Here is a 23,917-nt window from a genome sequence, read left to right on the forward strand (position 1 = left end):
AACAGATGAAGTAGGCAGATGGGTGCATGATTCAACATCTTCTAAATCTGAACAGCCTGTCGAGCGTATCAAATCAAACTACAAAATGCGGCGAAAGAAAAGCCGTCTGAACTTCAACCTTTCAGACGGCATGTTTAGTTGCTTCCAGCTGATATCATTCAACCGCAACCGTTTTCTTCCGCGGCTTGCGACGGCGTTTGCGTTTTTGCGCCTCGCCGTTGCCGCGATGTTCCTGCTGCTGGCGTTGTTGCGCGGCCATGCTCATTTGACTGCGGGTTTCGTCGTCGGCATGTTGGAAGGTTGTCCACCATTGCACGGTATCGTTGTCCACTTCGCCGGCTTGACCGCGCAGCACGAGAAAATCGTAAGCGGCGCGAAAACGCGGCTGGCTTAATAATTTATGCGGACGGGCACCGCGCATATTGTCAAATTGCGGTTGCAACTGCCAGATTTCACGCATGGTGGCGGAAAAGCGTTGCGGCACGCCCCAGCCTTTTTCGACCGTGTCACGCAAAGTAGTGATGGCATCGTTTAAGGCCGGTGCTGATTTTTGGCCTTGCTGCTGATATTCCTGCCAATAAGCGTTAAGCTGCGGCCATAAAATCGCCGCCAATACGAAACCGACCGACACGGATTTGTCGGCGCGCAAACGCTCGTCGGTATTTTTCAGGGCGATGGCAATGATGCGGTTTTCGGCTTTATCGGCGGATTTCAAAGCGGTGAGCAGCGGATGAATATCGTTGCTCACGCCTAAAGTATTGAGCTTTTGCAGGCATTGGCGGGCGTGACCGGAAAACAGCAGCTTCATGATTTCGTCAAACAAGCGCGCCACCGGCTCGTTTTTCAGACGGCCTGCGTATTGCGGAATCGGGGCGGCGGTGTGTCCTTCCACATCAAAACCGAGTTTGCCCGATAGGCGAACCGCACGCAAAATGCGCACCGGATCTTCTTGATAACGCTCCGCCGCGTCGCCGATCATCACCAATTGTCGATCGGCAATATCGCTGACACCTTGGTGAAAATCGAGAATTTCTTCGCGGATGGGATCATAATAAAGCGCATTGCAGGTGAAATCGCGGCGCATGGCATCTTCTTCGATGCTGCCGTAGGTGTTGTCTTTTATGATGCGGCCATGCGCGTTTTGCACGGCTTTGTCACCGCCGCGAAACGTTGTCACTTCAATGGTTTCGGGGCCGACCATCACATGCACGATTTGAAAACGGCGGCCGATGATGCGGCTGCGGCGGAAAATTTTATGCACTTGCTCGGGCGTGGCGTCAGTGGCAACGTCAAAGTCTTTCGGTTCCACGCCCAACAACAAATCACGTACCGCACCGCCCACCACATAGGCTTGAAAGCCTTCTTTACTCAATTGCTTCACCACTTTTTCGGCAGCAAAGCTCAACATATCCGCACTGATGCGGTGTTCGCTATACGGTAAAACCGTTTTTTGCACCGCTTTGCCCGCTTTCGACGGCAAAACTTTGTGCAACCATTTTTTCAACATACTCAAAATTCTTTTCAATTGAGGCCGTCTGAAACGCTGACGGTTGAAAGCAACCTTTGCACAATATTCTGTGGGCAAAGTATTGTGCAAAGGTTTCAGACGGCCTTACATTTAAAATTCAAACTGCAAAACACCTTAAACCGCCGTTTTGCAACAATAATCCGCCATTATACCCGAAACCCTGTTTCCCCCAACAAAATCAGCTATAATATCGGCCTTAACACATTTTACGCGCCTTTGGAGCAACAAAAATGTATCACTACAAATCCGATGCCACCCAATTTTTAGACCAATTGGTTGCCGACAATCCTGAGCTGGAGCAAGAGCGTTTGGCCAACCGCGATTTATTGTGGGATGTCGAACTCAAGCCTGAAGAGCAAGCCGGTTTTGAAGCGGCAAAAGTGGCAAAAAAACCGTATACTTACTACCAAAATTGATGATTCAGACGGCATGGCCACCCACACGCACAACATCGCACCCGAATTGCAGGATTATCTCAACGCCATCGGCGAAGCAGAGCATCCCGTGCTTGCGGCTTTACGCGGGCGCACGACGCATCACCGCTTAGGTAAAATGGCAATTGCGCGCGAGCAAGCGGCCTTGCTGGCTTGGCTGGCGCGTTTGCTCAAAGTGGAAAACTATCTGGAAGTGGGCGTATTTACCGGATACAGCAGCACGGCTATGGCCTTAACCCTGCCCGAAACCGGCCGCATTACTGCCTGTGACATCAATGTAACCTTTACCGACATTGCCCGCGAAGCTTGGCAGGCTGCCGGTGTGGCACATAAAATCAGCCTGCATCTGCAACCTGCTTTGCTCACATTGGACGATTTAATCGCCCAAGGCAAAAGCGGCAGTTACGATTTAGCCTTAATTGATGCCGACAAACCGCCAACACCGCAATATTTCGAACGTTGCCTGCAGTTGGTACGCAGCGGCGGCGTGGTGGCGATTGACAACGTGTTGCTCAATGGCCGCGTGATTCACGAAGCGCCTGATAATGCCCCACCAAGCCTGCATATTTTGCAGCAATTCAACCGCAATCTACCGCACGATAACCGCATTGTGCCGATTACCCTGCCCGTGGGTGACGGCTTAACCTTGTTATTAAAAAAATAAAATGACTACTCCCAAGCTTATCCTTACCATTTTATCCGCACTCATCTTAAGCGCGTGCGCTGCTAACCGGCCTGCTGATTATGAGGGAGAATCCTTCATTCTGCCGGATATTCCGGGCGCGCCACTGCAGCCGCCAAAGGGCATTCCCTATCCGCAACTAAACCAACAAACACAAATTGACCAATTGGGCATTCAGGTGGCGCGTTTAGAGCGCGAAATGGGTACGCTGCAAACGCGCATAGAGCATCTCGAGCGTGTGAATAAAATCCACCCGGCCAAACCGACAGCCAAACCGATTATTACGGTTAAAAAACCGGCCACCACCCGGCGTTTGAATGATAACAAACTCAAAGCGGCTTATCTGAAAAACAACAGTGTCGCCGTCAGCGATGCCGATGCAGTGGCGCTGAATGAAACCCGTCTGTATAACCAGGCCCTGAAATACTACCAACGCGGCAATTATGTGGCGGCTGCAGCGGTATTGCGCGGCGCAGACGGCGGCAACGGCAGCGAAGCGGCGCGCCGTAATATGTATTTGCTGTTGCAAAGCCAACAACGCATCGGCAATTGTGAATCGGTGATTGAAATCGGTGGCCGCTATGCCAACCGTTTCCGCGACAGCGCGCAGGCGCCGGAAGCACTCTTCAGCATCGGTCATTGCCAATACAACATGCAGCAAAAAGACATCGCCCGCAGCACATGGCGTAAACTGATTCAGACTTATCCTGAGAGCGAGGCCGCCAAACGCGCCGCAGTCCGAATTAAACAACGCTAAACGGTTTTCAGACAGCCTTTTGCATTATGCAGGCCGTCTGAAATTTTTATTTTATTTTTGGAGAAAAATCATGGTTCAAGTCGGCATTATTATGGGGAGCAACAGCGATTGGCCGGTGATGCAGCAGGCTGCGCAATTTCTAAAAGATTTCGGCGTGGAATTTGAAGCATGTGTCGTTTCCGCACACCGAACACCGGATTTGATGTTTGAATACGCCGAAACCGCGCGCGAGCGCGGCATCAAAGCGATTATTGCCGGCGCGGGCGGTGCGGCACACTTACCGGGATGGTTGCTGCAAAAACAACCGTACCGGTATTGGGTGTGCCGGTGCCGAGCAAATATTTACGCGGTGAAGATTCTTTGCTGTCTATCGTGCAAATGCCCAAAGGCGTGCCGGTAGCCACATTTGCGATTGGCGAAGCCGGTGCGGCCAATGCTGCATTGTTCGCCATTTCTTTGCTGGCGAACGAAAACGCTGAATTGGCACAAAAATTGGCAGATTTCCGAGCCAAACAAGAGCAAACTGTTTTGGCAATGACGCTGGAAGATTAAATCATCTTGCTCTAAGATAGATCAAACAGAGCCGTCTGAATGTTCAGACGGCCTTTATTATTTCTTCTCAGGAAAAGTTATTTCAATATTTGACTGCTAGATTTAATTCATGACAAAACATATCATGCCGATCAATCCATCACAGAAAGCATAATATGAAAACTGTTTACCATGCCGCCTATACGCGCGCCGAAGCCCACCACGGCTGGCTGCACAGCCGTCATACCTTCAGTTTTGCCGGCTACCATAATCCCCAACGGATGAACTTCGGTGCCTTGCGTGTCATCAACGATGACCACGTTGCCGCCGGCATGGGATTCGGCACGCATCCGCATCACAATATGGAAATCATCTCTATCCCCTTATCCGGCGATTTGGCTCACCGCGACAGCATGGGCAACGGCTGCGTTATCCGCAGCGGCGACATTCAAGTGATGTCGCCGGAACCGGCATAACCCACAGCGAGATGAACCCCAATCCTGATCAAGACGTCAAATTCCTGCAAATTTGGGTGTTTCCACGTGAGAAAAATGTTACCCCGCGCTACCAGCAAATCACACTGGCAAATGACATTGCACAGCAAGATTTTCAACAAATTCTTTCACCCAATCCCGACGATGAAGGCGTATGGATACACCAAGATGCTTGGTTTTCGCTGGCTAAATTTTCAGACGGCCTCAAAAAAACCTATCAACTCAAGCAAGCCGATAACGGTGTTTACGCTTTTGTGATTGAAGGTCGTGCCAAAATTGCCGGCCAAGAATTGGCAACGCGTGACGGCTTGGGCATTTGGGAAACCGACAACTTTACCGTCGAATCCATCGGCAACAGCGAAATCTTGCTGATGGAAGTACCGATGAACTTTTAATCCGGGCAAAAGAAAGGCCGTCTGAAAATATCTCTGCTTTTCAGACGGTTTTTTTAGAACTGTATTAGATTAACAGTTATCTTGCCCTTTAAAAATGAAGATATAGCGGATTAACTTAACTTTCGCTACGGCGTTGCTGCGCCTTGCCGTACTACTTGACTGTCTTCGACTTGCTGCCTTATACCGAAAATTAAATAAATCCGCTATAACAAACTATAAATTAAATAAAAAAGTACAAAAGAAGCTACTTGAATTTTTTATACTTGAAGTTACCGCTCGTGCAGCTGCTAATTTATTGGAAATTAATCCCAATGCAGCAGCTCTGTTCTATCGCAAAATCCGTCAAGTTATCGCTTACCATTTAGAGCTTCAGGCTGATAAAGTTTTTGGTGGTTCTGGTAAGTTAGATGAAAGTTATTTTGGCGGACAACGCATGGGCAAATGCGGTCGTGGCGCTGGTGGTCAAGTAGCTGTTTTTGGTATTCTAAAACGACAAGCTAAGGTTTACACCATTGTTATTGAATCTAATACAGCCTCAAATATTATGATAACCATAAAATAAATATCTGATTTTTATATAAATTTTTAATCCTTAAAATAATAACAGGCCGTCTGAAATTTCATTTCAGACGGCCTGTTCGCATTGGGCTTTATTTAAAAGCTTAAATCAAACCACTACCCTGCGCTTTTTGTTTGGCTTGGCCAAATTCCAATTTGCTCAATGCCGACAGATAAGCTTTAGCGGTGGCTACCAATACATCGGTATCCGCGCCCTGACCATTCACCACGCGATCGCCACGTTGCAGGCGAACCGACGTTTCGCCTTGGCTTTCAGTACCTTGGGTCACGGCATTCACTGAATAAATCTGCAAAGTCGCTTGGCTTTGTGCCACGCTTTCAATGGCTTTGAAAATTGCATCGACTGGGCCTGAACCATTGGCCGTCGCGCGGTGTTCGCTGCCATTTACGCTGAACACGATTTCCGCAGTCGGCAATTCGCCGGTTTCGGTATGGATTTTTTGCGAAATGAATTTGTATTGTTCGGTCGCCAACGTCATTTCATCGGACACCAAAGCGTGCAAATCTTCGTCGAAAATTTCACGTTTTTTGTCGGCCAGCTCTTTAAAGCGTGCAAATGCAGCGTTGAGTGCTTCTTCGCTGTCCAATTCAATGCCCAATTCGTGCAGCTTGGTTTTGAAGGCATTGCGGCCGGACAATTTACCCAGGCTCAGTCGGTTGGTTGCCCAACCTACTGATTCGGCCGACATGATTTCGTAGGTTTCGCGGTGTTTCAACACGCCGTCTTGATGAATACCCGATTCGTGGGCAAACGCATTGGCACCGACGATGGCTTTGTTTGGTTGAACCGGATAGCCGGTTACCGTCGAAACCAGTTTGGAAGAAGGCACGATTTGAGTGGTGTCGATACCGGTTTCCAAGCCGAACAAATCACTGCGCACTTTCAAGGCCATCACGATTTCTTCGATGGAGGCATTGCCCGCCCGCTCGCCTAGACCGTTGACGGTACATTCCACTTGGCGCGCACCGCCTTTCAGGGCGGCCAATGAGTTGGCTACGGCCAAGCCCAAATCGTTGTGACAATGTGCCGACCAAACCACGCGGTCGCTACCCGGGGTTTTGGCAATCAGTTCGCGGAAAAATTCTTCGGTTTTGTAAGGAATCGAGTAACCTACGGTATCCGGAATATTAATGGTAGTCGCACCGGCTTCAATCACCGCACCACAGATTTCGGCCAAAAAGTCAATTTCACTGCGCAATGCATCTTCACAAGAGAATTCAACATCATCGGTGTATTCTTTGGCGATTTTCACCGCTTTCACCGCAGCTTCCACCACTTGCTTCGGCTTCATTTTCAGCTTGTATTCCATGTGGATCGGGCTGGTTGCGATAAACGTGTGGATGCGTTTGTTCGGTGCAGGAGCAATCGCTTCACCCGCTTTGCGGATGTCGTTTTCAACCGCACGAGACAATGAACAAACCGTTGATTGGGTGATAATTTTAGCAATCGAATTCACCGCATCCCAATCGCCCGGGCTGGCTGCGGCAAAACCGGCTTCAATCACATCGACACCCAATTTTTCCAATTGGCGGGCAATGCGGATTTTCTCTTCTTTAGTCATGGCTGCACCGGGGGACTGCTCGCCGTCACGCAGAGTGGTGTCAAAAATAATTACGCGGTTTGTTTGTGTCATATCATTTCTCTCCAGAGAATCTTGTTTTTGTAAAAAAGCATTCAAATCCAAGCGGCGGCCTTGTGCTTCGGCTAGGGCGGTTAATTTTTGCAATTGCGCCAAAGGCAACGAGCCTCGGGTGCGCCATTTGTAGATGGCAGCTGTGGTTGCGGCATTTTCAGGGTCGTGTTGTTTCAGCGCCTCGGCCAACGCATTCACACCGCCGAAATAAGCGACCAAGCGGTCGATGTCCAGTTGCATGATGTTCCTTGTCTAAAACTTTGGAAATTTTTTAGTTCGGTTGAAAAGCATTATACGCAAATTGGACAAAACGACAATATTTTTTACTTAAAAGCAGATAGTTCTTTTAAAAATACGAAAATTATTATACATATTGTCTAATTTGTTCATTATTAATGAGGCCGTATGAAAAGTATAGTACACTCTCAATCTCTGCAAATATATGTTTTCCCATGAATTCGCTGATTCCTACTTCTCAAGATACCGAAATCGAATGGCTCAACCAAAGCACGCAAAAGCCGCCGAAAAAAGCAGTTTATCTGCACGATGCCAACACCGATACCGTATTAAAAGCTGCCTACGAACACACCGCTACAGTTTGGGCGGGCGATTTTCACCAAGCCAAGCAGGTGTTGGCTGCGGTAAAAAAACGTGTACGCAAACCGAAAAAACCTAGGAAAGTTCCAACAGATATTCAGACGGCCTTTCATACCCACCGCATGCAGCAGGCGCAGCAAAGCCGCGTAATCAATATGTTGGCAGTAGAAATCGGCGCAGGGTTTACGCTGAACATTCCCGCTCGCCCGACATCCGCCCTGCGCTGTTGGACGTGTTCGGCAAAGAAAATGACCGCGCTTTTTTATTGCCGTTGAATCAGTTGCTCGGTTTTATCGGTGCACATGAATGGCATAAGAAAGGTATTCATCTCGAAGCCTTAGGCGGCAAAATCCACGTACCCTTCGGCGTGTTTTCACCGTTACGCGGCGAATATTTGGACTTAATCGCCAAGGTACCGCTGAACCCAAACTTTCAGACGGCCTTTGACATCGGCACAGGCTCTGGCGTGATTGCTGCCTTATTGGCCAAACGCGGCATCGCCCGCATCACCGCCACCGATACCAACCCGCAAGCCATCGCTTGTGCTGTAAAAAACATCCGTCATCTCGGCTATGAAAGACAAGTTGAAATTCAGACGGTGAGCCTGTTTCCCGAAGGACGCGCCGATTTAATTGTTTGTAATCCGCCGTGGCTGCCCGCCAAACCGACGTCCCCCATCGAAACTGCCCTATATGATACCGATCACGGCATGCTCAAAGCTTTTCTCAACGGGTGGCTACACATTTAAACGAATGCGGTGAAGCATGGTTGATTATTTCCGACTTGGCCGAACATTTACACCTGCGCCAGCCCGATGATTTACGCTCATGGTTTCAGGCGGCTTCTTTAGAAATCATCGATGTGTTGCATACCAAACCGCAACACGGCAAAGCCTCCAACGCCGACGCCCCGCTTGCTTTTGCCCGCGCGCACGAAACCACCTGCCTCTACCGCTTGAAAGCCGTTTAAAATACGCCATATACAGGCCGTCTGAAGTTTTCAGACGGCCTGAAACCTTTGCAAAACCTCATGAACCAATAAAAACCCAAACAGCCGTCATTCCCGCGCAGGCGGGAATCCATTTTAAAATTTCAGAAACTTATTTTATTCAATGGCTTGCCATGCTCAAAAATGGATTCCCGCCTGCGCGGGAATGACGTCGATTCTTGGTGCCGTGGCTTTTCAGGGAGTTTTGCAAAGGTCTCGGCCTATTTTGTTTTTCACGAAAGCACTCATGAACACTACTCTTACCCGCCCCGATATTGAAAACAGCCGAAGCTACCGTTTAAGCCACCTACTCAAGCGTTATCTTGATGATTATTATCTAGACGGCTTTATCGGACTGTTTCCTGTAGCGGGCGATGTGTTCAGCCAAACATTCAATTTGGTGTTTGTGTATTTCGCTGTTTAAAACCCGCTCGATTCCGCTCACCCTGGTGGTGATTTTCAACAGCCTGCTGGATTTGTTGATCGGTTTGATTCCGGTAATCGGTACGGCTTTGGACTTTTTCCACCGCTCTTACAAACGCAATTTTCTACTGGTAGAAGGCTTCAGCCAAAATAATCCGCAGATTATCCGCAAAGTTCGCGGCCAAGCCATTTTTGCGGTGGTTGGGATTGCGGCTGTGGGCGCGGCTTGTGCTTGGCTGATTCAAAACCTGTTTGTGCTGCTGGAACAAGGCTGGCAGATGCTGCTCAATTGGCTGTAAAACCAGCCTTGTCCATACATCGCTCCAACTTATAACCAAACACCATAAGATAAGCAAAATCGATTCTTTCCTATTTTTTCAGACGGCCTTTAACATGCGGCCTTATCAAAATAAGAAAGAACCCACCATGAGCCATTATCCGATTTTTGCCGATTTGCACGGCCGCACCGTTTTGCTGGTGGGTGCGGGCAAAGTTGCCGAACGCAAGGCGGAAAGCCTGTTGAAAGCCGGTGCCGTTGTGCGCGTGGTGGCGCAAAAGCTGAATCCGGCTTTTCAGGCATGGCAAAGCGAAGGCAGGATTATTTGGCTGGGCGGCGTATTTCACGATTTTTATTTGGACGATGTGTTTTTAGCCGTTGCCGCTACCGATGACCACGGCTTCAACCAACGTATTTTTCATGCGGCTGAAACACGCGGCAAATTTTGCAATACGGTCGATACTGCCGGTTTATGTTCGTATATCGTACCGGCTATTATTGACCGCAGCCCGATTCAAATCGCCATTTCCAGCGGCGGCACCTCGCCTGTGTTGGCACGAAAATGGCGGCAAATCATCGAAACGCTGCTGCCGTTGCATACCGGTAAAATGGCGGCCATCGCAGGCAAATGGCGCAGCCGTGTCAAGGAAAAAATCGACGGCATGGAACACCGCCGCCGTTTTTGGGAACACCTGTTCGACAGCTGCTTTAATACTTTGACCGCACAAGGCAACCTTGACGCGGCCGAAGCCGAATTATCCGCCCAGCTTGACGGCTACCGACCTGCGAAAGGCGAAGTGGTCTTGGTAGGTGCGGGTCCGGGCGATGCCGGTTTGTTGACCATTCATGCTTTGCAGGCGATTCAGGCGGCAGATATTGTGTTGTACGATGCTTTGGTCTCTGATGAAATTCTGGGTATGGTGCGCAAAGATGCCGAAAAAATCAGCGCCGGCAAGCGCGCGGGCTGCCACCATGTGCAGCAGGAAGAAACCAATCAATTATTGGTGACATACGCTTTGCAAGGTCTCCGTGTAGTACGCTTAAAAGGCGGCGATCCGTTTGTCTTCGGTCGAGGCGGCGAAGAAGCGCAGGTATTGCATGAAGCCGGTGTGCCCTACCGCATTGTACCGGGCGTCACCGCCGCTTTGGGCGCGACTGCCTATGCCGGTATTCCGCTGACACATCGCGATTGCGCGCAGAGTGCACTGTTTGTTACCAGCCACAGCAAACACGACGGCGACCAACCCGATTGGCGCACTTTGGCATTGAGCCGCCAAACCTTAGCGATCTATATGGGCACATTGCGCGCTTCAGTCATTGCGGAAAAACTAATTGAATACGGCCGCAGCGAAAACACGCCCGTTGCCGTCATTTCCAACGGCACCCTGCCGAACCAATCGGTGCAAACAGGCCATCTGAAAGATCTGCCGCAAATGGCAGAAAACGCGCCTCCTGCTTTGATGATTATCGGTGAAGTGGTGACACTGCGTGATGAATTGAAATGGTTTCAAGAAGGTAATGCTGCTTGACAAGTATGGGCAACAAATCAAAAAGGCCGTCTGAAAATTCAGACGGCCTTGTGTTTCATAGGATTAGACAGCAATCCATGCTGCCCTGTACCTATTATTTTTTCTTCTGCGCCGGCAAGTCGGTACAAATACCCAACGCCACTTCAGCAGCCATACCGATGGATTCACCAAGGTCGGATGCGGATGGATGGTTTTGCCGATGTCTTCGGCATCACAACCCATTTCAATAGCCAAACAGATTTCACCGATCATATCGCCGCCATTTGGACCAACGATACCGCCACCGATAATTTGGCCGGTTTCGGCATCAAAAATCAGCTTGGTAAAGCCGTTGTCGCAGCCGTTGGCAATCGCGCGGCCTGAAGCTGCCCAAGGGAAGTTGGCTTTGGTGATTGTGCGGCCTTCGGCTTTGGCAGACAACTCGGTTACACCTACCCAAGCCACTTCAGGCGCAGTGTAGGCAACCCCCGGAATCACGCGTGCATCAAAGAATGCTTTGTGACCGGCACAGTTTTCCGCGGCAACATGACCTTCGTGAACGGCTTTGTGCGCCAACATAGGCTGGCCGACGATATCACCGATGGCATAGATGTGCGGCACATTGGTGCGCATTTGTTTGTCGACTTCGATAAAGCCGCGGTCGGTCACAGCCACACCGGCTTTTTCCGCACCAATCAGTTTACCGTTAGGCGCACGGCCTGCGGCCACCAACACGGCATCATAGCGTTGCGGCTCTTTCGGCGCATTCGCACCTTCAAAAGTCACATATACACCGTCTTCTTTGGCTTCAACCGCCACGGTTTTGGTGTTGATCATGATATTGTCGAAGCGGTATTCATTGGCTTTTTGCCATACTTTTACCAAGTCGCGGTCGGCACCTTGCATCAGGCCGTCCATCATTTCAACCACATCTAAACGTGTGCCCAAAGTGCTGTATACCGTACCCATTTCCAAGCCAATGATGCCGCCACCGATAATCAACATTTTGCCTGGCACTTCTTTCAATGCCAGCGCGCCGGTTGAATCGAAAATGCGCGGATCTTCAGGGATAAACGGCAATTTAGTTACACGGCTGCCCGCTGCGATGATACAGTTTTTGAACGCAACCGTTTTCTTCTCACCGGTTTGCGTGGCTTGCTCGTATTCATCGCTGGTGGTCAACGCCACTTCCATGTGGTTGGGGCCGACAAATTGACCTTCGCCTTGAATCACATCAACTTTACGGCCTTTGGCCATGCCTTTCAGCCCGGTGGTCAAGCGGTTAACCACGCCTTCTTTGTAGGCGCGCAGCATGTCGATGTTCAGTTCAGGGTCAGGATATTTAATGCCGTTGGCCGCTAAGTGGCGTACTTCGTCAATCACTGCCGCATTATGCAACAAGGCTTTTGAAGGAATACAGCCCACGTTCAGGCAGACACCGCCCAAGGTGCTGTAGCGCTCAACGATCGCCACTTTCAGGCCTTCGTCTGCTGCGGCAAAGGCAGCTGAATAGCCGCCGGGGCCGCCGCCCAATACTACTACGTCGTATTCGGCATCAGCAGTACCGGCAAATTGCGCGGCTTGTGGTGCCTGTGCAGATTGTTTAGGCGCTTCTTGTGCAGGCGCTTCGGCTTTAGGAGCCTCTGATTTTGGTGCTTCAGCAGCTGCGCCTTCGGCTTCGATTACCGCAATCAAGCCGCCTTCGGAAATTTTATCGCCGACTTTGACTTTCACTTCTTTCACCACACCCGCAGCCTCGGCAGGCACGTCCATGGTGGCTTTGTCGGTTTCCAAAGTAATCAGGGTGTCTTCCACCGCCACGGTGTCGCCGACTTTGATTTCCACTGCGATGATGTCTACGTTTTCGTGTCCGCCGATGTCGGGGACTTTCAATTCGATTAAGCTCATGTTCAAACTTTCATAATATATAATAGGCCGTCTGAAAAACTGATGTCCGGCATTTTTCCAAATAGCGGCTTATTGTTCCTGCGTTTGGCTCAAAACGCCGGAGTCGACCCGAATACCCAGCAATGCCTCTTTTTTGCTTAAGAAATTCTGCATTTGCTGTACGATATCAATATCCAAACGGCCGGCCAACTCCAGCAGCCACCAGATATTCTCGGCCAATTTGTTTTCCAAACAGTAAGGCGTTTCATCGTAATAACGCCCTTGCCGCGTCATTACCAGCCGATTGAGATTACCGATATCGTTACCCAATGCCAGCAAATCTTCTTCGACCGACCAAACCGAACCGTGATGTTTCTGTTCCAAGCCGTGATAGGCCTAGCGAACCGCACAGCAGCGGCGATATGCTTCTTCCAGTGTCATGAATGGCTTTCTGTTCGTTAATCATGCATGATGCGGATAAATTCAGACGGCCTGCGGTGTCCGGCAGGCCGTCTGAATCTGCCTTACACCAATACGCGGCGGAAGTCGGCCAGCACTTGCGCCAGGAAAGTGGTGAAGCGGCAGGCGGCAGCGCCGTCGATCACGCGGTGGTCGTAAGAGAGCGACAGCGGGCACATCAGGCGCGGCGCAAACTCTTTGCCGTTCCACACCGGTTTGATCTGCGATTTGCATACGCCCAAAATCGCCACTTCGGGCGCATTTACGATCGGCGTAAAGTAGGTGCCGCCGATGCCGCCCAAGCTGGAAATGGTGAAGCTTGCGCCCTGCATTTCCTGCGGTTTCAGCTTACCATCGCGGGCTTTTTTGCTCAGTTCGCCCAATTCCAACGAAATTTCTTTCAGGCCTTTTTTGTCGGCATCTTTAATCACCGGCACCACCAAGCCGTTGGGCGTATCCGCCGCAAAGCCGATGTGGTAGTACTTTTTCAGCACCAGATTATCGCCGTCGAGCGAAGAGTTGAATTCGGGGAACTGTTGCAGCGCTTTAACACAGGCTTTGATGATAAAGGCCAAAGGCGACAGTTTCACGCCTTCGCGCTCCCACTCTTTGTTGAGCTGTTTGCGGAATTCTTCCAGCTCGGTCATGTCGGCATCGTCGTGTTGGGTCACGTGCGGAATCATCACCCAGTTGCGCGACAGGTTTTGGCCGGAAATTTTCTTGATGCGCGACAACTCTTTTACTTCAACCGAACCAAATTTGCTGAAGTCCACTTTCGGCCATGGCAACAAGTCCAAACCGCCGCCCAAAGAAGCACCGGCTGCAGCAGGAGCCGCTTTGCCCGCACCGCCTTGCATAGCGGCTTTGACGAATGCTTTAATGTCGTCGCCAACAATACGGCCTTTCAAGCCGGTACCTTTTACTTGGCCCAAGTCCACACCCAGTTCACGCGCCAATTTACGCGTTGAAGGACCTGCGTGTGCTTTGGCAAAAGCGGCTTCATCAACCGGTGTGCTGCCGAAAGCGGCAACCGGTGCAGGAGCAGCAGTAGGTGCAGGAGCAGCTGCTGCTTTAGGGGCTTCTTGGGCAGGGGCAGCTTCAGCGGCTTTAGGTGCTGCGGCAGCAGGTGCGCCACCGGCAACTTCAACTTCAATAATTGCCGAACCTTCAGATACTTTGTCGCCAACTTTAATCAACACAGATTTCACCACACCCGCAACAGTAGATGGCACATCCATAGTCGCTTTGTCGGTTTCCAACGTAATAAGCGTGTCGTCTTCGGCCACGGTGTCGCCGGCTTTGATTTCAACGGCAATGACATCAACATTTTCATGACCGCCGATATCCGGCACAGCTACGGTTACCGTACCACCGGCAGCGGCAGGTGCAGCGGCTTGAGCCGGGGCAGCGGCAGGCGCTTCTGTTTTGGCTTCTTCAGCTTTAGGCGCTTCGGCAGCCGCCGGTTTTTCTTCAGTAGCCTCAGCACCGGTATCTACCAGCAAAATCACGCCGCCTTCGGAAATTTTGTCGCCAACGCTTACTTTTACTTCTCTCACCACACCTGCGGCATCAGCAGGTACATCCATGGTGGCTTTGTCAGTTTCCAAAGTAATCAGGGTATCGTCAACGGCGATGGTGTCGCCGGCTTTAACTTCTACGGCAATAATGTCCACGTTTTCGTGGCCACCGATATCGGGTACTTTAATTTCTACGATTTGACTCATCGTTTTATTCCTTAGTTGTGCTGCAACGCTTATCGTCGCAGTAAGGTTTTTTTGAAACAGATACGTTTGTTTTCAGACGGCCTCAAATCATAAGGCCGTCTGAAACAACAGCCTTACATGTTTGACGCTTGATTTTGAATAAGAACAGACACTCAAAATCTTTTTTCAGACGGCCTTATGATTTGGCCGTCTGAAACTTTTTAGCGTTTCCAGCTTGGTGCGGTATCGGTAGCGATACCGTATTTTTCAATGGCTTTCTGTACGGTTTCTTTGCTTACTTTACCTTCATCGGCCAAGGCAGCCAAAGCGGTAACGGCTACGTTGTAGCGGTCAACTTCAAAGAAGCGGCGCAGATTTGCACGGCTGTCGGAACGGCCGAAACCGTCGGTACCCAACACGTGGAAGCCATTCGGAATGTAGGCGCGGATGCGTTCTGCAAAGCTGCGGATGTAGTCGGTAGCGGCAACGACCGGACCTTCATGGCCTTTCAATTGTTGCGCCACAAACGGCACTTTGGCTTCTTCCAGCGGATGCAGACGGTTGTAGCGTTCTACTTCCATGGCATCGCGGTGCAACTCGTTGAACGAAGGGCAAGACCAAACGTTGGCTTCGACACTGAAATCTTCTTTCAGCAATTTCGCACCGGCAATCACTTCTTGCAAAATGGTACCCGAACCCATCAATTGAACTTTCTTGTCGGATTTGCCGCCTTCTTCCAGCAAATACATACCTTTCAAGATTTCTTGTTCAATGCCTTTGCGTTGCGGCAAGGCTGGGTGGGTGTAGTTTTCGTTCATCAACGTCAGGTAGTAGAACACGTCTTCGTTTTCTACATACATGCGGCGCAATGCATCATGAATAATTACGGCCAATTCGTATTGGAAAGTAGGATCGTAAGATACGCAGTTTGGAATCAAATCGGCTTGGATTTGGCTGTGGCCGTCTTCGTGTTGCAAGCCTTCACCGTTCAAGGTCGTACGACCGGCAGTACCGCCCAACAAGAAGCCGCGTGCGTGCATATCACCGGCAGCCCATGCCAAGTCGCCAACGCGTTGGAAACCGAACATTGAGTAGTAGATGTAGAACGGAATCATGGCATAGCGGCTGTTGGCGTATGAAGTTGCCGCAGCAATCCAGTCTGCCATCGCACCCGGTTCGTTAATGCCTTCCTGCAGAATCTGACCGTCAACCGACTCTTTATAGAACATCAACTGGTCTTTATCTTGCGGCGTGTATTGTTGGCCTTTAGGGTTCCAAATGCCGTATTGGCGGAACATGCCTTCCATACCGAAGGTACGGCTTTCATCCGGCACAATCGGTACTACGCGTTTGCCGATTTGTTTGTCTTTCAACAAGGTTGACAAGATACGCACAAACGCCATGGTAGTCGAGAATTCGCGATCGCCGCTTGATTGCAATTGACCGTCAAACGCGCTCAACTCAGGAATCGGCAAGGCTTCGTTGTTCGGATTGCGTTGCGGCAGGTAACCACCCAAGGCGTTACGGCGTTCGCGCAAGTATTTCATTTCTTCGCTGTCTTCAGCAAAGCGGTAGTATGGCAAGTCGCCGCTGTCGATTTGCTCGTCGGTCACATCGATGCCGAAACGGTCACGGAATTGTTTCAACGATTTCACGTCCATTTTTTTGGCTTGGTGGGCAACGTTTTGACCTTCACCGGAAGCACCCATACCGTAGCCTTTGATGGTTTTCGCCAAAATCACAGTCGGACGGCCACCGGCGTTGTTTACCGCTTCATAGTAAGCCGCATAAACTTTGTGCGGATCGTGACCGCCGCGGTTCAAAGCCCAAACTTCTTCGTCAGACATGTTGGCAATCAAGGCTTTTAATTCAGGCGTATTGAAGAAATGCTCGCGCACATACGCACCGTCTTTAGATTTGTAGGTTTGGTAGTCGCCGTCCAACACTTCTTCCATGCGTTGTTTCAATGCATTGGTGGTGTCTCGCGCCAACAAGGCATCCCATTTGCTGCCCCAAATCACTTTCAGTACGTTCCAACCGGCACCGCGGAAGTTCCCTTCCAATTCCTGGATAATTTTACCGTTACCGCGTACCGGACCGTCCAAGCGTTGCAAGTTACAGTTGATGACGAAAATCAGATTGTCCAAACCTTCGCGGGCTGCCAATGCGATGGCGCCTTGAGATTCCGGTTCATCCATCTCACCGTCGCCGCAGAATACCCAAACTTTACGGCCTTTGGTTTTGCTCAAGCCGCGTGAATCCAAGTATTTTAAAAAACGCGCTTGGTAAATCGCCATCAATGGACCCAAGCCCATCGATACGGTAGGGAATTGCCAGAAATCAGGCATCAAGTGCGGGTGTGGGTAAGAAGGAATACCTTTACCGTCCACTTCTTGACGGAAATGGTCCAGTTGTTCTTGAGTCAAACGGCCTTCAACGAATGCACGTGCATAAATACCCGGCGCAGCGTGGCCTTGGAAGAAAATCAAATCGCCTTCTTCGCCTTCGCCTTTAGCGCGCCAGAAGTGGTTGAAACCTACGTCATACAGCGTGGCAGCTGATTGGAAAGATGCGATATGGCCACCCAATTCCAAATCTTTTTTACCTGCACGCAACACCATGGCAGCTGCATTCCAACGGATTGCCGAGCGGATGCGGTGTTCCAATTCATGGTTACCCGGAGATTTCTGCTCTTTACCCACCGGAATGGTATTCAAGTAAGCAGTGGTGGCGTCAAACGGCATATGAACGCCGCGACGACGGGTGTATTTCACCAGATTTTCCAGCAGGAAGTGGGCGCGTTCGGTGCCTTCAGTTTCTAAAACCGAGCTTAATGCATCCAACCATTCCTGTGTTTCAATCGGATCTACATCGTGCAATTGAGTGGACATATCAGTATCCTTATATTGGGTTACAAACACCGACATCGAAGTATCGGTTCGAGTCAATTCGTATATTTTCAATTTAGAAAACCTGATTTTCAAAATCGAATATTCAAGTGAAATAATATGACGGATTTACCGTCCAAATATCTGATTTACAGGCAGAATTTACCAATGCTACTTTATGACAGCATTTGTCAAAACTTACCCTACTTAAAAAGACGCCTTAAATCGTATCAGTATTTATGCCGACTGGCAAACCAATCCGATGAATTATTCAATAAAAATCAAAATTTTTGAGTCTGAACATTTGTGCAATTTTCTAAAAAATTCATAATCGAAATAAATCGAATATTTTATTTTCAATTCAAGCATTGAAACCATCATTTAAGAAAAAGAGTGCCTTCACTTTGGCTCTCATTTTGCAAGCAAAAAAGCGTAAAGATTTAAATAGATAAAATTTTCATTTGTATGCCAAACAAATCAAGGCCGTCTGAAAACCTGTTGGCTTTCAGACGGCCTTGTACATCTGCTTGAGATGAAACCAGTCATATCGCGAGCTTATTCTTCTTCGCGACGCGGACGTTTCAGTAAAATCCGTACCGCACCATCATTCCCTTGACGTGGCTCGACATAAGCCAACACATCCGGATGTTGCATTAACCAGCGGCGGGTCAGGTTTTTCAAAACAGGTTTATAACCCGCCGAACCCAACCCACTGCCATGCACGATTTCACCGCATACGCCGCGCTTTTTGGTAAATTCGATAAATTCGTTCAACACTTGCTGCGCTTCTTCCTGCGTGTAACCGTGCAAATCCACATCAGCCACCACCGGATAATGGCCGTTGCGCAGGCGTTGGATGTCATTTTTGCCTTGGCCGTTTTTACTGAAGGTGGCCGGCGGCTCATCCCAACCACCTTGGCCGACATAGAAATAATCTTCTTCCGCCAAATCGTTTTCCGCTTTCGGACGCGGTTTGATGGTGGTTTTCGGACGAGGTGCTTCATAGCGTTGCGAATTTTTCAAAGGCGTCACGGCACCGGCCGCCTTGGCAAAATCAACCTGCTCCTCTTCACGCTTTTTTGCTTCCACCGCTTCGATTTTACGCTGCTCGGCTTCTTTTTTCGCTTGTTTGCCCAAAGCTTTTAATGTGGCTTGAAAATCCATACTCATTTGATGTTCCTTATTTTATTTCAGACGGCCTGTTTTGTAAGGTGTTTGCAATAAGGCCGTCTGAAAAGTCTGTTTCAATGATTGCCATGTGCGGACATCTTGAATAATTTCATCCCCGAAATCTACATCGGCAATCATTTCGGCAATGATTTTCGCTGCGGATTCGGGCGAACTCAATTCCTGCTTAGCATGAAGTTGCTGGAAACGCGGCAAAATCGGAAAGTCATCACCGTCTTGAGCCCGAATCTGCGCCTGCATGTCGGTATCGACCACACCGGGCGCAATACTGCACACCTTCACATTGTAGTGATTTTCCGCTTCCACACAGCGTACATGATGATCTAAAGCCGCTTTGGCCGCACCATAAATACTCCAACCCTGATAAGCATTGCGCCCTGCGCCGCTGCTGATGTGCACCATTTTAACCGTCTGGCTTTCTGCTTTTACCGCCAAAACATGGTTGCTTAACAATAAAGGCGCAGTAATGTTCAAACTCACCGCTGCCGCAATTTCAGACGGCCTCTGCCTGCCACATATCGCGCTTGGCGGAACCGTACCGGCATTATTAATCAGCACCAACTCATCGGCATCCTGCATAAAACCTTCAATCTCACCGGTTTGCAGCCATGTGTTTAATTTTTCCGTGTCGGCCAAATCCAACGCCGCTTGCTGCAAACCGTTTTGTGCAGGCAATCCGCGTCGGGTAATCCCCAATACGGCCGCACCGGTATTCAAATAATGTGCGGCCAAGGCTTTGCCTAAACCGCTTGAGTGTCCGGTGGTGATGATTTTTTGGCGCATGACAGGTTCCGTTTGAGGTATTCAAAGTAGCAATATTTTGCCATAGTTCTTTTTATCTGAAAAATCAGGCCGTCTGAAACGCGCGCCAGAATCATCTTCACAAAAACGCTTTTCAGGTATAGTATTCTCTACTCATCAAGTTGATACAATATGCGCTATTTTGGAGAAACCGAATGTTCAAACGTCCTGAAGAATTCATCGTATTCGTTTTAGGATTATTGTGGGTCGCTTTTACCTATTTTCTCACCACCTATTTCGGTGCCGACACCTACACCTCTTTAGTGATTACCGGCTTTACCCTGCTTTGGGCAGTGGTGTGTTTCGTCTTGTGGCAGCGTGATTTGAGCCGCATGATATGGCCTTGGTTCTTAGGCTTATTGGTGGCTTGCTGGTGGCCGTTTCTCGATTGGTTTGCGATTAAGGATTTCATCGTACCGGGCACGGAAAGCCATGCAATTGTGGTGGCCAAGCCTTGGTATGCAAGCTGGACATTTAAAATCATTCTGGCACTGATTCCGGTTGCCCTCGGCTATTTCATTAAATTCAAGCGCGCACGCCAAACCAAAATCGATACGGCTTCCAGTTTCTGATTTTAACCAACACCGTTTTCCATCAAAACGGTGTTTATTTTTTTGCTTCAGACGGCCTTTGCCGCATCGGCAAATCGGTTAACAATACCCCCATAAGCTGCTATACTCTTTGCACTCTTTAACATCAACCATTTCGCTGCATACACGCATCGCATTTTTCAGGTAAGGCCGTCTGAACATGATCAGCAAACAAGAATATCAAGCCCAAGTCGCACAAGGATACAACCGCATTCCATTAGTGCAGGAAGTCCTCGCCGATCTTGACACGCCCTTGTCGCTCTATCTCAAGCTGGCCAACAAACCCTTTACCTATTTGCTGGAATCCGTGGTCGGCGGCGAACGTTTCGGCCGCTATTCCTTCATCGGTCTGCCTTGCCATCATTATTTAAAAGCCGGCGGCAGACATGTCGGTGTGTATCTCAACGGCGAAATTGTCGAACAATACGATGGTAACCCGCTCCCCTTTATCGAAGCCTTCCATGCACGTTTCAAAACGCCTGAAATTCCAAGCCTGCCACGCTTTACCGGCGGTTTGGTCGGCTATTTCGGCTATGAAACCATCTATAATTTCGAACATTTTGCCCACCGCCTGAAACATCCGCCCAAAGCAGACCCACTGGGCACACCGGATATTTTGCTGATGCTGTCGCAAGAATTGGCGGTAATCGACAACCTTTCCGGCAAAATCTACCTGATTGTCTATGCCGACCCAAGCCAAACCAACGGCTACGAAGCCGCACGCGGACGCTTGGAAGACTTGCGCACCCAATTGCGCCAAAGCTGCGCCATTCCCTTATCTCTAGGCAGCGCCACCACCCAACCGACCAGCGAATTCGGCGAGGCGCCTTTCAAAGCCTGTGTCGATAAAATCAAAGAATACATCTTTGCCGGCGACTGCATGCAGGTCGTGCCCAGCCAGCGCATGACCATGCCCTATACCGACAGCCCGCTCTCACTCTACCGTGCCCTGCGCACGCTCAATCCGTCACCGTATATGTTTTATTACGATTTTGACGATTTCCATATTGTCGGCTCTTCGCCGGAAATTCTCGTGCGCCGCGAACAAGACACCGTGGTCGTGCGTCCGATTGCCGGCACCCGCCTGCGCGGCAAAACCCCTGCCGAAGACTTGGCCAACGAGCAAGATTTATTGAATGATGCCAAAGAAATCGCCGAACACGTCATGCTGATTGATCTCGGCCGCAACGATGTCGGCCGCATCAGCCAAACCGGCCAAGTCAGTGTTACCGACAAAATGGTGGTGGAAAAATATTCCCATGTGATGCACATCGTTTCCAATGTCGAAGGCCGTCTGAAAGAGGACATCACCAATATGGAAATTCTCGCCGCCACCTTCCCTGCCGGCACCTTATCCGGCGCACCGAAAATCCGCGCCATGGAAATCATCGAAGAAGTCGAACCGAGCAAACGCGGCATCTACGGCGGCGCCGTGGGCGTGTGGAGCTTCAACAACGACATGGACTTAGCCATCGCCATCCGCACCGCCGTGATTAAAAACGATACGCTTTATGTACAAAGCGGCGCAGGCGTAGTGGCGGATTCCGTGCCCGAATCCGAATGGCAGGAAACACAAAACAAAGCGCGCGCCGTGATACGTGCCGCGCAAATGGTACAGGAAGGCTTGGATAATTAAATGTTGCAAACTGATTGGGAGAGTTACACAAAATGTCGTGCATTTTCAGTCCGTCTCAACCGAGCCTATCATTAAAATTTTATCTGCGGGATTCACTCACGAAACAAAAATTCAACCTCACCCCGACATTGCCCCCTTAAGGTCGCACAACAATTATTGTAAGTCAGGCTGGGAAGCTTTAATCTGGCTATTGCCGTTGTCAAAAGCAGTGGTCACTTGCTTGCATTTGCGCGGATAAACGGCACCACTTTCATCACATACGATGTCGCCGGGGACAAAGCCTGAAACCGCCGCTTATCTCAAAGCACCGTCAAAATGATTTGAAGGTTTTGTGAATCAAGGTACTCCGCCCATGCTGGCAACGCCGAATATTTTGCCTTTGTAAGGCAGGTATCATTGTTGCATGATGGTCAAATTGTCGGTGCGGTGGTAAGTAGCCCGATGGTAAAACGATAATCGCCCGGCAGAATGAATTGCTGCGACATTTGAACAATAAGCGGTTTCAGGCACCATCAACGCATGGAACCGCTTGGGCGTTGCGTTCCAACCTGTGGCCGGCAGTACGGATAAACTGTTGGGCTTGGACAATATTGTCAGCTGATAGCATCTAAACTGTTTCAGCCGATTTTAATCTTATTTTTATCAAACAACCCTGCTATGAAAAACAACCCTATCCTTCCTCCTGCTATGCTCGGTATTCTCGGCGGCGGCCAGCTCGGCCGTATGTTCACCATCGCTGCCAAAACCATGGGCTATCAAGTCACCGTGCTTGATCCTGATCCCAATGCACCGGCAGCAGAATTTGCCGACCTCCATCTTTGCGCACCATTTGATGATCAGGCTGCCTTAGCCGAATTGGCCCAATGCGCGGCGGTGACGACTGAATTTGAAAACGTCAATGCCGATGCCATGCGCTTTTTAGCCAACCACACCAATGTTTCCCCGAGCGGCGATTGTGTGGCGGTGGCGCAAAACCGTATTCAGGAAAAGGCGTGGATTCAAAAGGCCGGTTTGAAAACTGCGCCGTATCAGGCCGTCTGTAAAACAGAAGACATTACTGAAGAGAGCGCAGCATTTTTGCCGGGTATTTTAAAAACCGCCACACTCGGTTACGACGGCAAAGGCCAAATCCGCGTGAAAACCTTGGATGAGCTGAAAGCCGCTTTTGCCGAGCATGGCGGCGTAGATTGTGTGTTGGAAAAAATGGTTGATTTGCGCGGCGAAATTTCAGTGGTGGTCTGCCGTCTGAGCAGCGACAATGTGCAAACCTTCGACCCCGCAGAAAATATTCACGAGAACAGCATTCTGGCCTATTCTATTGTTCCGGCGCGTTTGAGTGCCGACATTCAGCAACAGGCGCGGCGGATGGCGCAGCGTTTGGCCGATGAATTGGATTATATCGGTGTGTTGGCGGTGGAAATGTTTGTCGTCGGCGACACGCATGAATTGGTGGTCAACGAAATCGCACCGCGTCCGCACAACTCCGGTCACCACACCATCGACGCTTGTGCGGTCAGCCAATTTCAACAGCAAGTGCGCATAATGTGCAATCTGCCGCCGGCTGACACCCGCCTGCTCTCGGCCTGCTGCATGGCGAATATTTTGGGTGATGTGTGGGGCGACGACGGCAGCGAACCGGATTGGCTGCCGCTGCAAAGTGATACGGCTTCTTTCCTGCACCTTTACGGCAAGAAAGCCGCGCGTGCAGGCCGCAAAATGGGGCATTTTGTCGCTTTAGCCAAGGATGCCGATGCGGCTTTTGCAAAAGCCCAAGCCTTACACGCCACATTGAAACGCGCTTAAGGGCTTTACAATCGTTTTCTGTTTTCAGACGGCATTTGCGCTACAATATGCCGTCTGAAAACGTCTGCATCGGGTCTGATTCTATATCCGACATTTTTTATTGACTGTTCAGACGGCCTTAAATCTTTTGTCCATG

At 49.9% G+C, this 23,917-nt stretch carries 20 protein-coding genes and 4 pseudogenes; 15 read left to right on the forward strand and 9 right to left on the reverse strand.

The window, feature by feature from the left end; all coding sequences use genetic code 11:
• Positions 1 to 154: 154 nt before the first annotated feature.
• Positions 155 to 1,507, reverse strand: a complete 1,353-nt coding sequence (locus tag CGZ65_RS06460; RefSeq protein WP_096295275.1) for a polynucleotide adenylyltransferase PcnB — start codon at positions 1,505 to 1,507, stop codon at positions 155 to 157.
• A 251-nt stretch (positions 1,508 to 1,758) separates the two neighbouring features.
• On the opposite strand from CGZ65_RS06460, the gene CGZ65_RS06465 reads away from it, so the two are divergent.
• The 7 genes and pseudogenes from CGZ65_RS06465 to CGZ65_RS06490 all read left to right on the forward strand — a co-directional run.
• On the forward strand, positions 1,759 to 1,944 hold the full coding sequence (locus CGZ65_RS06465; protein WP_096295276.1) for a DUF3460 family protein: 186 nt from the start codon (positions 1,759 to 1,761) through the stop codon (positions 1,942 to 1,944).
• Positions 1,945 to 1,957: 13 nt separating this feature from the next.
• Positions 1,958 to 2,626: a class I SAM-dependent methyltransferase gene (locus tag CGZ65_RS06470; protein WP_096295277.1), complete on the forward strand. Its 669-nt coding sequence runs from the start codon at positions 1,958 to 1,960 to the stop codon at positions 2,624 to 2,626.
• A gap of 1 nt (position 2,627) precedes the next feature.
• Positions 2,628 to 3,401 carry a tetratricopeptide repeat protein gene (locus tag CGZ65_RS06475; protein WP_096295278.1) on the forward strand — a complete coding sequence of 258 codons (774 nt, stop codon included), beginning with the start codon at positions 2,628 to 2,630 and terminating at the stop codon, positions 3,399 to 3,401.
• A 118-nt stretch (positions 3,402 to 3,519) separates the two neighbouring features.
• Positions 3,520 to 3,953: pseudogene (gene purE / locus CGZ65_RS06480) on the forward strand (5-(carboxyamino)imidazole ribonucleotide mutase).
• Between the two features lie 155 nt (positions 3,954 to 4,108).
• On the forward strand, positions 4,109 to 4,408 hold the full coding sequence (locus tag CGZ65_RS14025; RefSeq protein WP_232507383.1) for a pirin family protein: 300 nt from the start codon (positions 4,109 to 4,111) through the stop codon (positions 4,406 to 4,408).
• Between the two features lie 11 nt (positions 4,409 to 4,419).
• Entirely contained in the window at positions 4,420 to 4,821 is a 402-nt protein-coding gene (locus tag CGZ65_RS14030; protein ID WP_232507384.1) for a pirin family protein, read from the forward strand.
• A 205-nt stretch (positions 4,822 to 5,026) separates the two neighbouring features.
• A pseudogene (locus CGZ65_RS06490) lies at positions 5,027 to 5,368 on the forward strand (IS1595 family transposase); the annotation flags it as partial.
• A gap of 115 nt (positions 5,369 to 5,483) precedes the next feature.
• On the opposite strand, the gene CGZ65_RS06495 reads toward CGZ65_RS06490, so the two are convergent.
• Positions 5,484 to 7,274 (reverse strand): 2-isopropylmalate synthase, encoded by a 1,791-nt coding sequence (locus tag CGZ65_RS06495; RefSeq protein ID WP_096295279.1) that lies wholly within the window; start codon positions 7,272 to 7,274, stop codon positions 5,484 to 5,486.
• A gap of 212 nt (positions 7,275 to 7,486) precedes the next feature.
• Between CGZ65_RS06495 and CGZ65_RS06500 the strand changes: the two are divergent.
• The 4 genes and pseudogenes from CGZ65_RS06500 (at position 7,487) to cysG (ending at position 10,847) form a co-directional block, all read left to right on the forward strand.
• Positions 7,487 to 8,600 (forward strand): annotated as a pseudogene (locus CGZ65_RS06500) (methyltransferase).
• 265 nt (positions 8,601 to 8,865) lie between these two features.
• Positions 8,866 to 9,042: a DUF4112 domain-containing protein gene (locus tag CGZ65_RS12835; protein WP_148083939.1), complete on the forward strand. Its 177-nt coding sequence runs from the start codon at positions 8,866 to 8,868 to the stop codon at positions 9,040 to 9,042.
• Positions 9,023 to 9,340: a DUF4112 domain-containing protein gene (locus CGZ65_RS06505; RefSeq protein WP_157742733.1), complete on the forward strand. Its 318-nt coding sequence runs from the start codon at positions 9,023 to 9,025 to the stop codon at positions 9,338 to 9,340. Before CGZ65_RS12835 ends, CGZ65_RS06505 begins: the two co-directional genes overlap by 20 nt.
• 127 nt (positions 9,341 to 9,467) lie before the next feature.
• Positions 9,468 to 10,847, forward strand: coding sequence for a siroheme synthase CysG (gene cysG / locus CGZ65_RS06510; RefSeq protein WP_096296117.1), 1,380 nt, complete (start codon positions 9,468 to 9,470; stop codon positions 10,845 to 10,847).
• A 94-nt stretch (positions 10,848 to 10,941) separates the two neighbouring features.
• Here the strand turns inward: cysG and lpdA are convergent.
• From lpdA to CGZ65_RS06540, 6 genes and pseudogenes are all read right to left on the reverse strand, one after another.
• A pseudogene (gene lpdA / locus CGZ65_RS06515) lies at positions 10,942 to 12,734 on the reverse strand (dihydrolipoyl dehydrogenase).
• A gap of 69 nt (positions 12,735 to 12,803) precedes the next feature.
• A complete protein-coding gene (locus tag CGZ65_RS13280; protein ID WP_232507385.1) occupies positions 12,804 to 13,097 on the reverse strand; it encodes a nucleoside triphosphate pyrophosphohydrolase family protein in 294 nt (97 codons plus the stop codon).
• A gap of 140 nt (positions 13,098 to 13,237) precedes the next feature.
• Positions 13,238 to 14,896 carry a dihydrolipoyllysine-residue acetyltransferase gene (gene aceF, locus CGZ65_RS06525; protein WP_096295281.1) on the reverse strand — a complete coding sequence of 553 codons (1,659 nt, stop codon included), beginning with the start codon at positions 14,894 to 14,896 and terminating at the stop codon, positions 13,238 to 13,240.
• A gap of 200 nt (positions 14,897 to 15,096) precedes the next feature.
• Positions 15,097 to 17,766, reverse strand: coding sequence for a pyruvate dehydrogenase (acetyl-transferring), homodimeric type (gene aceE / locus CGZ65_RS06530; protein WP_096295282.1), 2,670 nt, complete (start codon positions 17,764 to 17,766; stop codon positions 15,097 to 15,099).
• Between the two features lie 552 nt (positions 17,767 to 18,318).
• Positions 18,319 to 18,933 carry a Smr/MutS family protein gene (locus CGZ65_RS06535; RefSeq protein ID WP_096295283.1) on the reverse strand — a complete coding sequence of 205 codons (615 nt, stop codon included), beginning with the start codon at positions 18,931 to 18,933 and terminating at the stop codon, positions 18,319 to 18,321.
• Positions 18,934 to 18,948: 15 nt separating this feature from the next.
• Complete coding sequence (locus CGZ65_RS06540; protein WP_096295284.1) at positions 18,949 to 19,734, reverse strand: SDR family NAD(P)-dependent oxidoreductase; 786 nt, start codon at positions 19,732 to 19,734, stop codon at positions 18,949 to 18,951.
• Between the two features lie 173 nt (positions 19,735 to 19,907).
• Between CGZ65_RS06540 and CGZ65_RS06545 the strand changes: the two genes are divergently transcribed.
• The 3 genes from CGZ65_RS06545 to CGZ65_RS15120 all read left to right on the forward strand — a co-directional run bounded on the left by CGZ65_RS06545 (position 19,908) and on the right by CGZ65_RS15120 (position 22,263).
• The gene (locus CGZ65_RS06545) at positions 19,908 to 20,324 is read left to right on the forward strand and encodes an MFS transporter (RefSeq protein WP_096295285.1); all 417 of its coding nucleotides are present in this window, start codon (positions 19,908 to 19,910) and stop codon (positions 20,322 to 20,324) included.
• Between the two features lie 178 nt (positions 20,325 to 20,502).
• Positions 20,503 to 21,978 (forward strand): anthranilate synthase component I, encoded by a 1,476-nt coding sequence (trpE, locus tag CGZ65_RS06550; RefSeq protein ID WP_096295286.1) that lies wholly within the window; start codon positions 20,503 to 20,505, stop codon positions 21,976 to 21,978.
• 189 nt (positions 21,979 to 22,167) lie between these two features.
• On the forward strand, positions 22,168 to 22,263 hold the full coding sequence (locus CGZ65_RS15120) for a hypothetical protein (RefSeq protein WP_415906978.1): 96 nt from the start codon (positions 22,168 to 22,170) through the stop codon (positions 22,261 to 22,263).
• Positions 22,264 to 22,371: 108 nt separating this feature from the next.
• Here the strand turns inward: CGZ65_RS15120 and CGZ65_RS12840 are convergent, their stop codons facing one another.
• Entirely contained in the window at positions 22,372 to 22,566 is a 195-nt protein-coding gene (locus CGZ65_RS12840; RefSeq protein ID WP_157742734.1) for a hypothetical protein, read from the reverse strand.
• A gap of 69 nt (positions 22,567 to 22,635) precedes the next feature.
• Here CGZ65_RS12840 and CGZ65_RS06560 point away from each other — a divergent pair, with 69 nt between their 5' ends.
• A complete protein-coding gene (locus tag CGZ65_RS06560; RefSeq protein WP_096295287.1) occupies positions 22,636 to 23,781 on the forward strand; it encodes a 5-(carboxyamino)imidazole ribonucleotide synthase in 1,146 nt (381 codons plus the stop codon).
• Positions 23,782 to 23,917: the final 136 nt, after the last annotated feature.

Source organism: Neisseria weixii (assembly GCF_002327085.1).
In the GTDB taxonomy this organism is placed as follows: domain Bacteria; phylum Pseudomonadota; class Gammaproteobacteria; order Burkholderiales; family Neisseriaceae; genus Neisseria; species Neisseria weixii.

What these genes read in the sequence shown, in the direction of transcription:
- CGZ65_RS06460 (WP_096295275.1), bottom strand. Translation starts at nt 1,507, where the DNA reads ATGTTGAAAAAATGGTTGCACAAAGTTTTGCCGTCGAAAGCGGGCAAA.
- CGZ65_RS06465 (WP_096295276.1), top strand. Translation starts at nt 1,759, where the DNA reads ATGTATCACTACAAATCCGATGCCACCCAATTTTTAGACCAATTGGTT.
- CGZ65_RS06470 (WP_096295277.1), top strand. Translation starts at nt 1,958, where the DNA reads ATGGCCACCCACACGCACAACATCGCACCCGAATTGCAGGATTATCTC.
- CGZ65_RS06475 (WP_096295278.1), top strand. Translation starts at nt 2,628, where the DNA reads ATGACTACTCCCAAGCTTATCCTTACCATTTTATCCGCACTCATCTTA.
- CGZ65_RS14025 (WP_232507383.1), top strand. Translation starts at nt 4,109, where the DNA reads ATGAAAACTGTTTACCATGCCGCCTATACGCGCGCCGAAGCCCACCAC.
- CGZ65_RS14030 (WP_232507384.1), top strand. Translation starts at nt 4,420, where the DNA reads ATGAACCCCAATCCTGATCAAGACGTCAAATTCCTGCAAATTTGGGTG.
- CGZ65_RS06495 (WP_096295279.1), bottom strand. Translation starts at nt 7,274, where the DNA reads ATGCAACTGGACATCGACCGCTTGGTCGCTTATTTCGGCGGTGTGAAT.
- CGZ65_RS12835 (WP_148083939.1), top strand. Translation starts at nt 8,866, where the DNA reads ATGAACACTACTCTTACCCGCCCCGATATTGAAAACAGCCGAAGCTAC.
- cysG (WP_096296117.1), top strand. Translation starts at nt 9,468, where the DNA reads ATGAGCCATTATCCGATTTTTGCCGATTTGCACGGCCGCACCGTTTTG.
- aceF (WP_096295281.1), bottom strand. Translation starts at nt 14,896, where the DNA reads ATGAGTCAAATCGTAGAAATTAAAGTACCCGATATCGGTGGCCACGAA.
- aceE (WP_096295282.1), bottom strand. Translation starts at nt 17,766, where the DNA reads ATGTCCACTCAATTGCACGATGTAGATCCGATTGAAACACAGGAATGG.
- CGZ65_RS06535 (WP_096295283.1), bottom strand. Translation starts at nt 18,933, where the DNA reads ATGAGTATGGATTTTCAAGCCACATTAAAAGCTTTGGGCAAACAAGCG.
- CGZ65_RS06540 (WP_096295284.1), bottom strand. Translation starts at nt 19,734, where the DNA reads ATGCGCCAAAAAATCATCACCACCGGACACTCAAGCGGTTTAGGCAAA.
- CGZ65_RS06545 (WP_096295285.1), top strand. Translation starts at nt 19,908, where the DNA reads ATGTTCAAACGTCCTGAAGAATTCATCGTATTCGTTTTAGGATTATTG.
- trpE (WP_096295286.1), top strand. Translation starts at nt 20,503, where the DNA reads ATGATCAGCAAACAAGAATATCAAGCCCAAGTCGCACAAGGATACAAC.
- CGZ65_RS06560 (WP_096295287.1), top strand. Translation starts at nt 22,636, where the DNA reads ATGAAAAACAACCCTATCCTTCCTCCTGCTATGCTCGGTATTCTCGGC.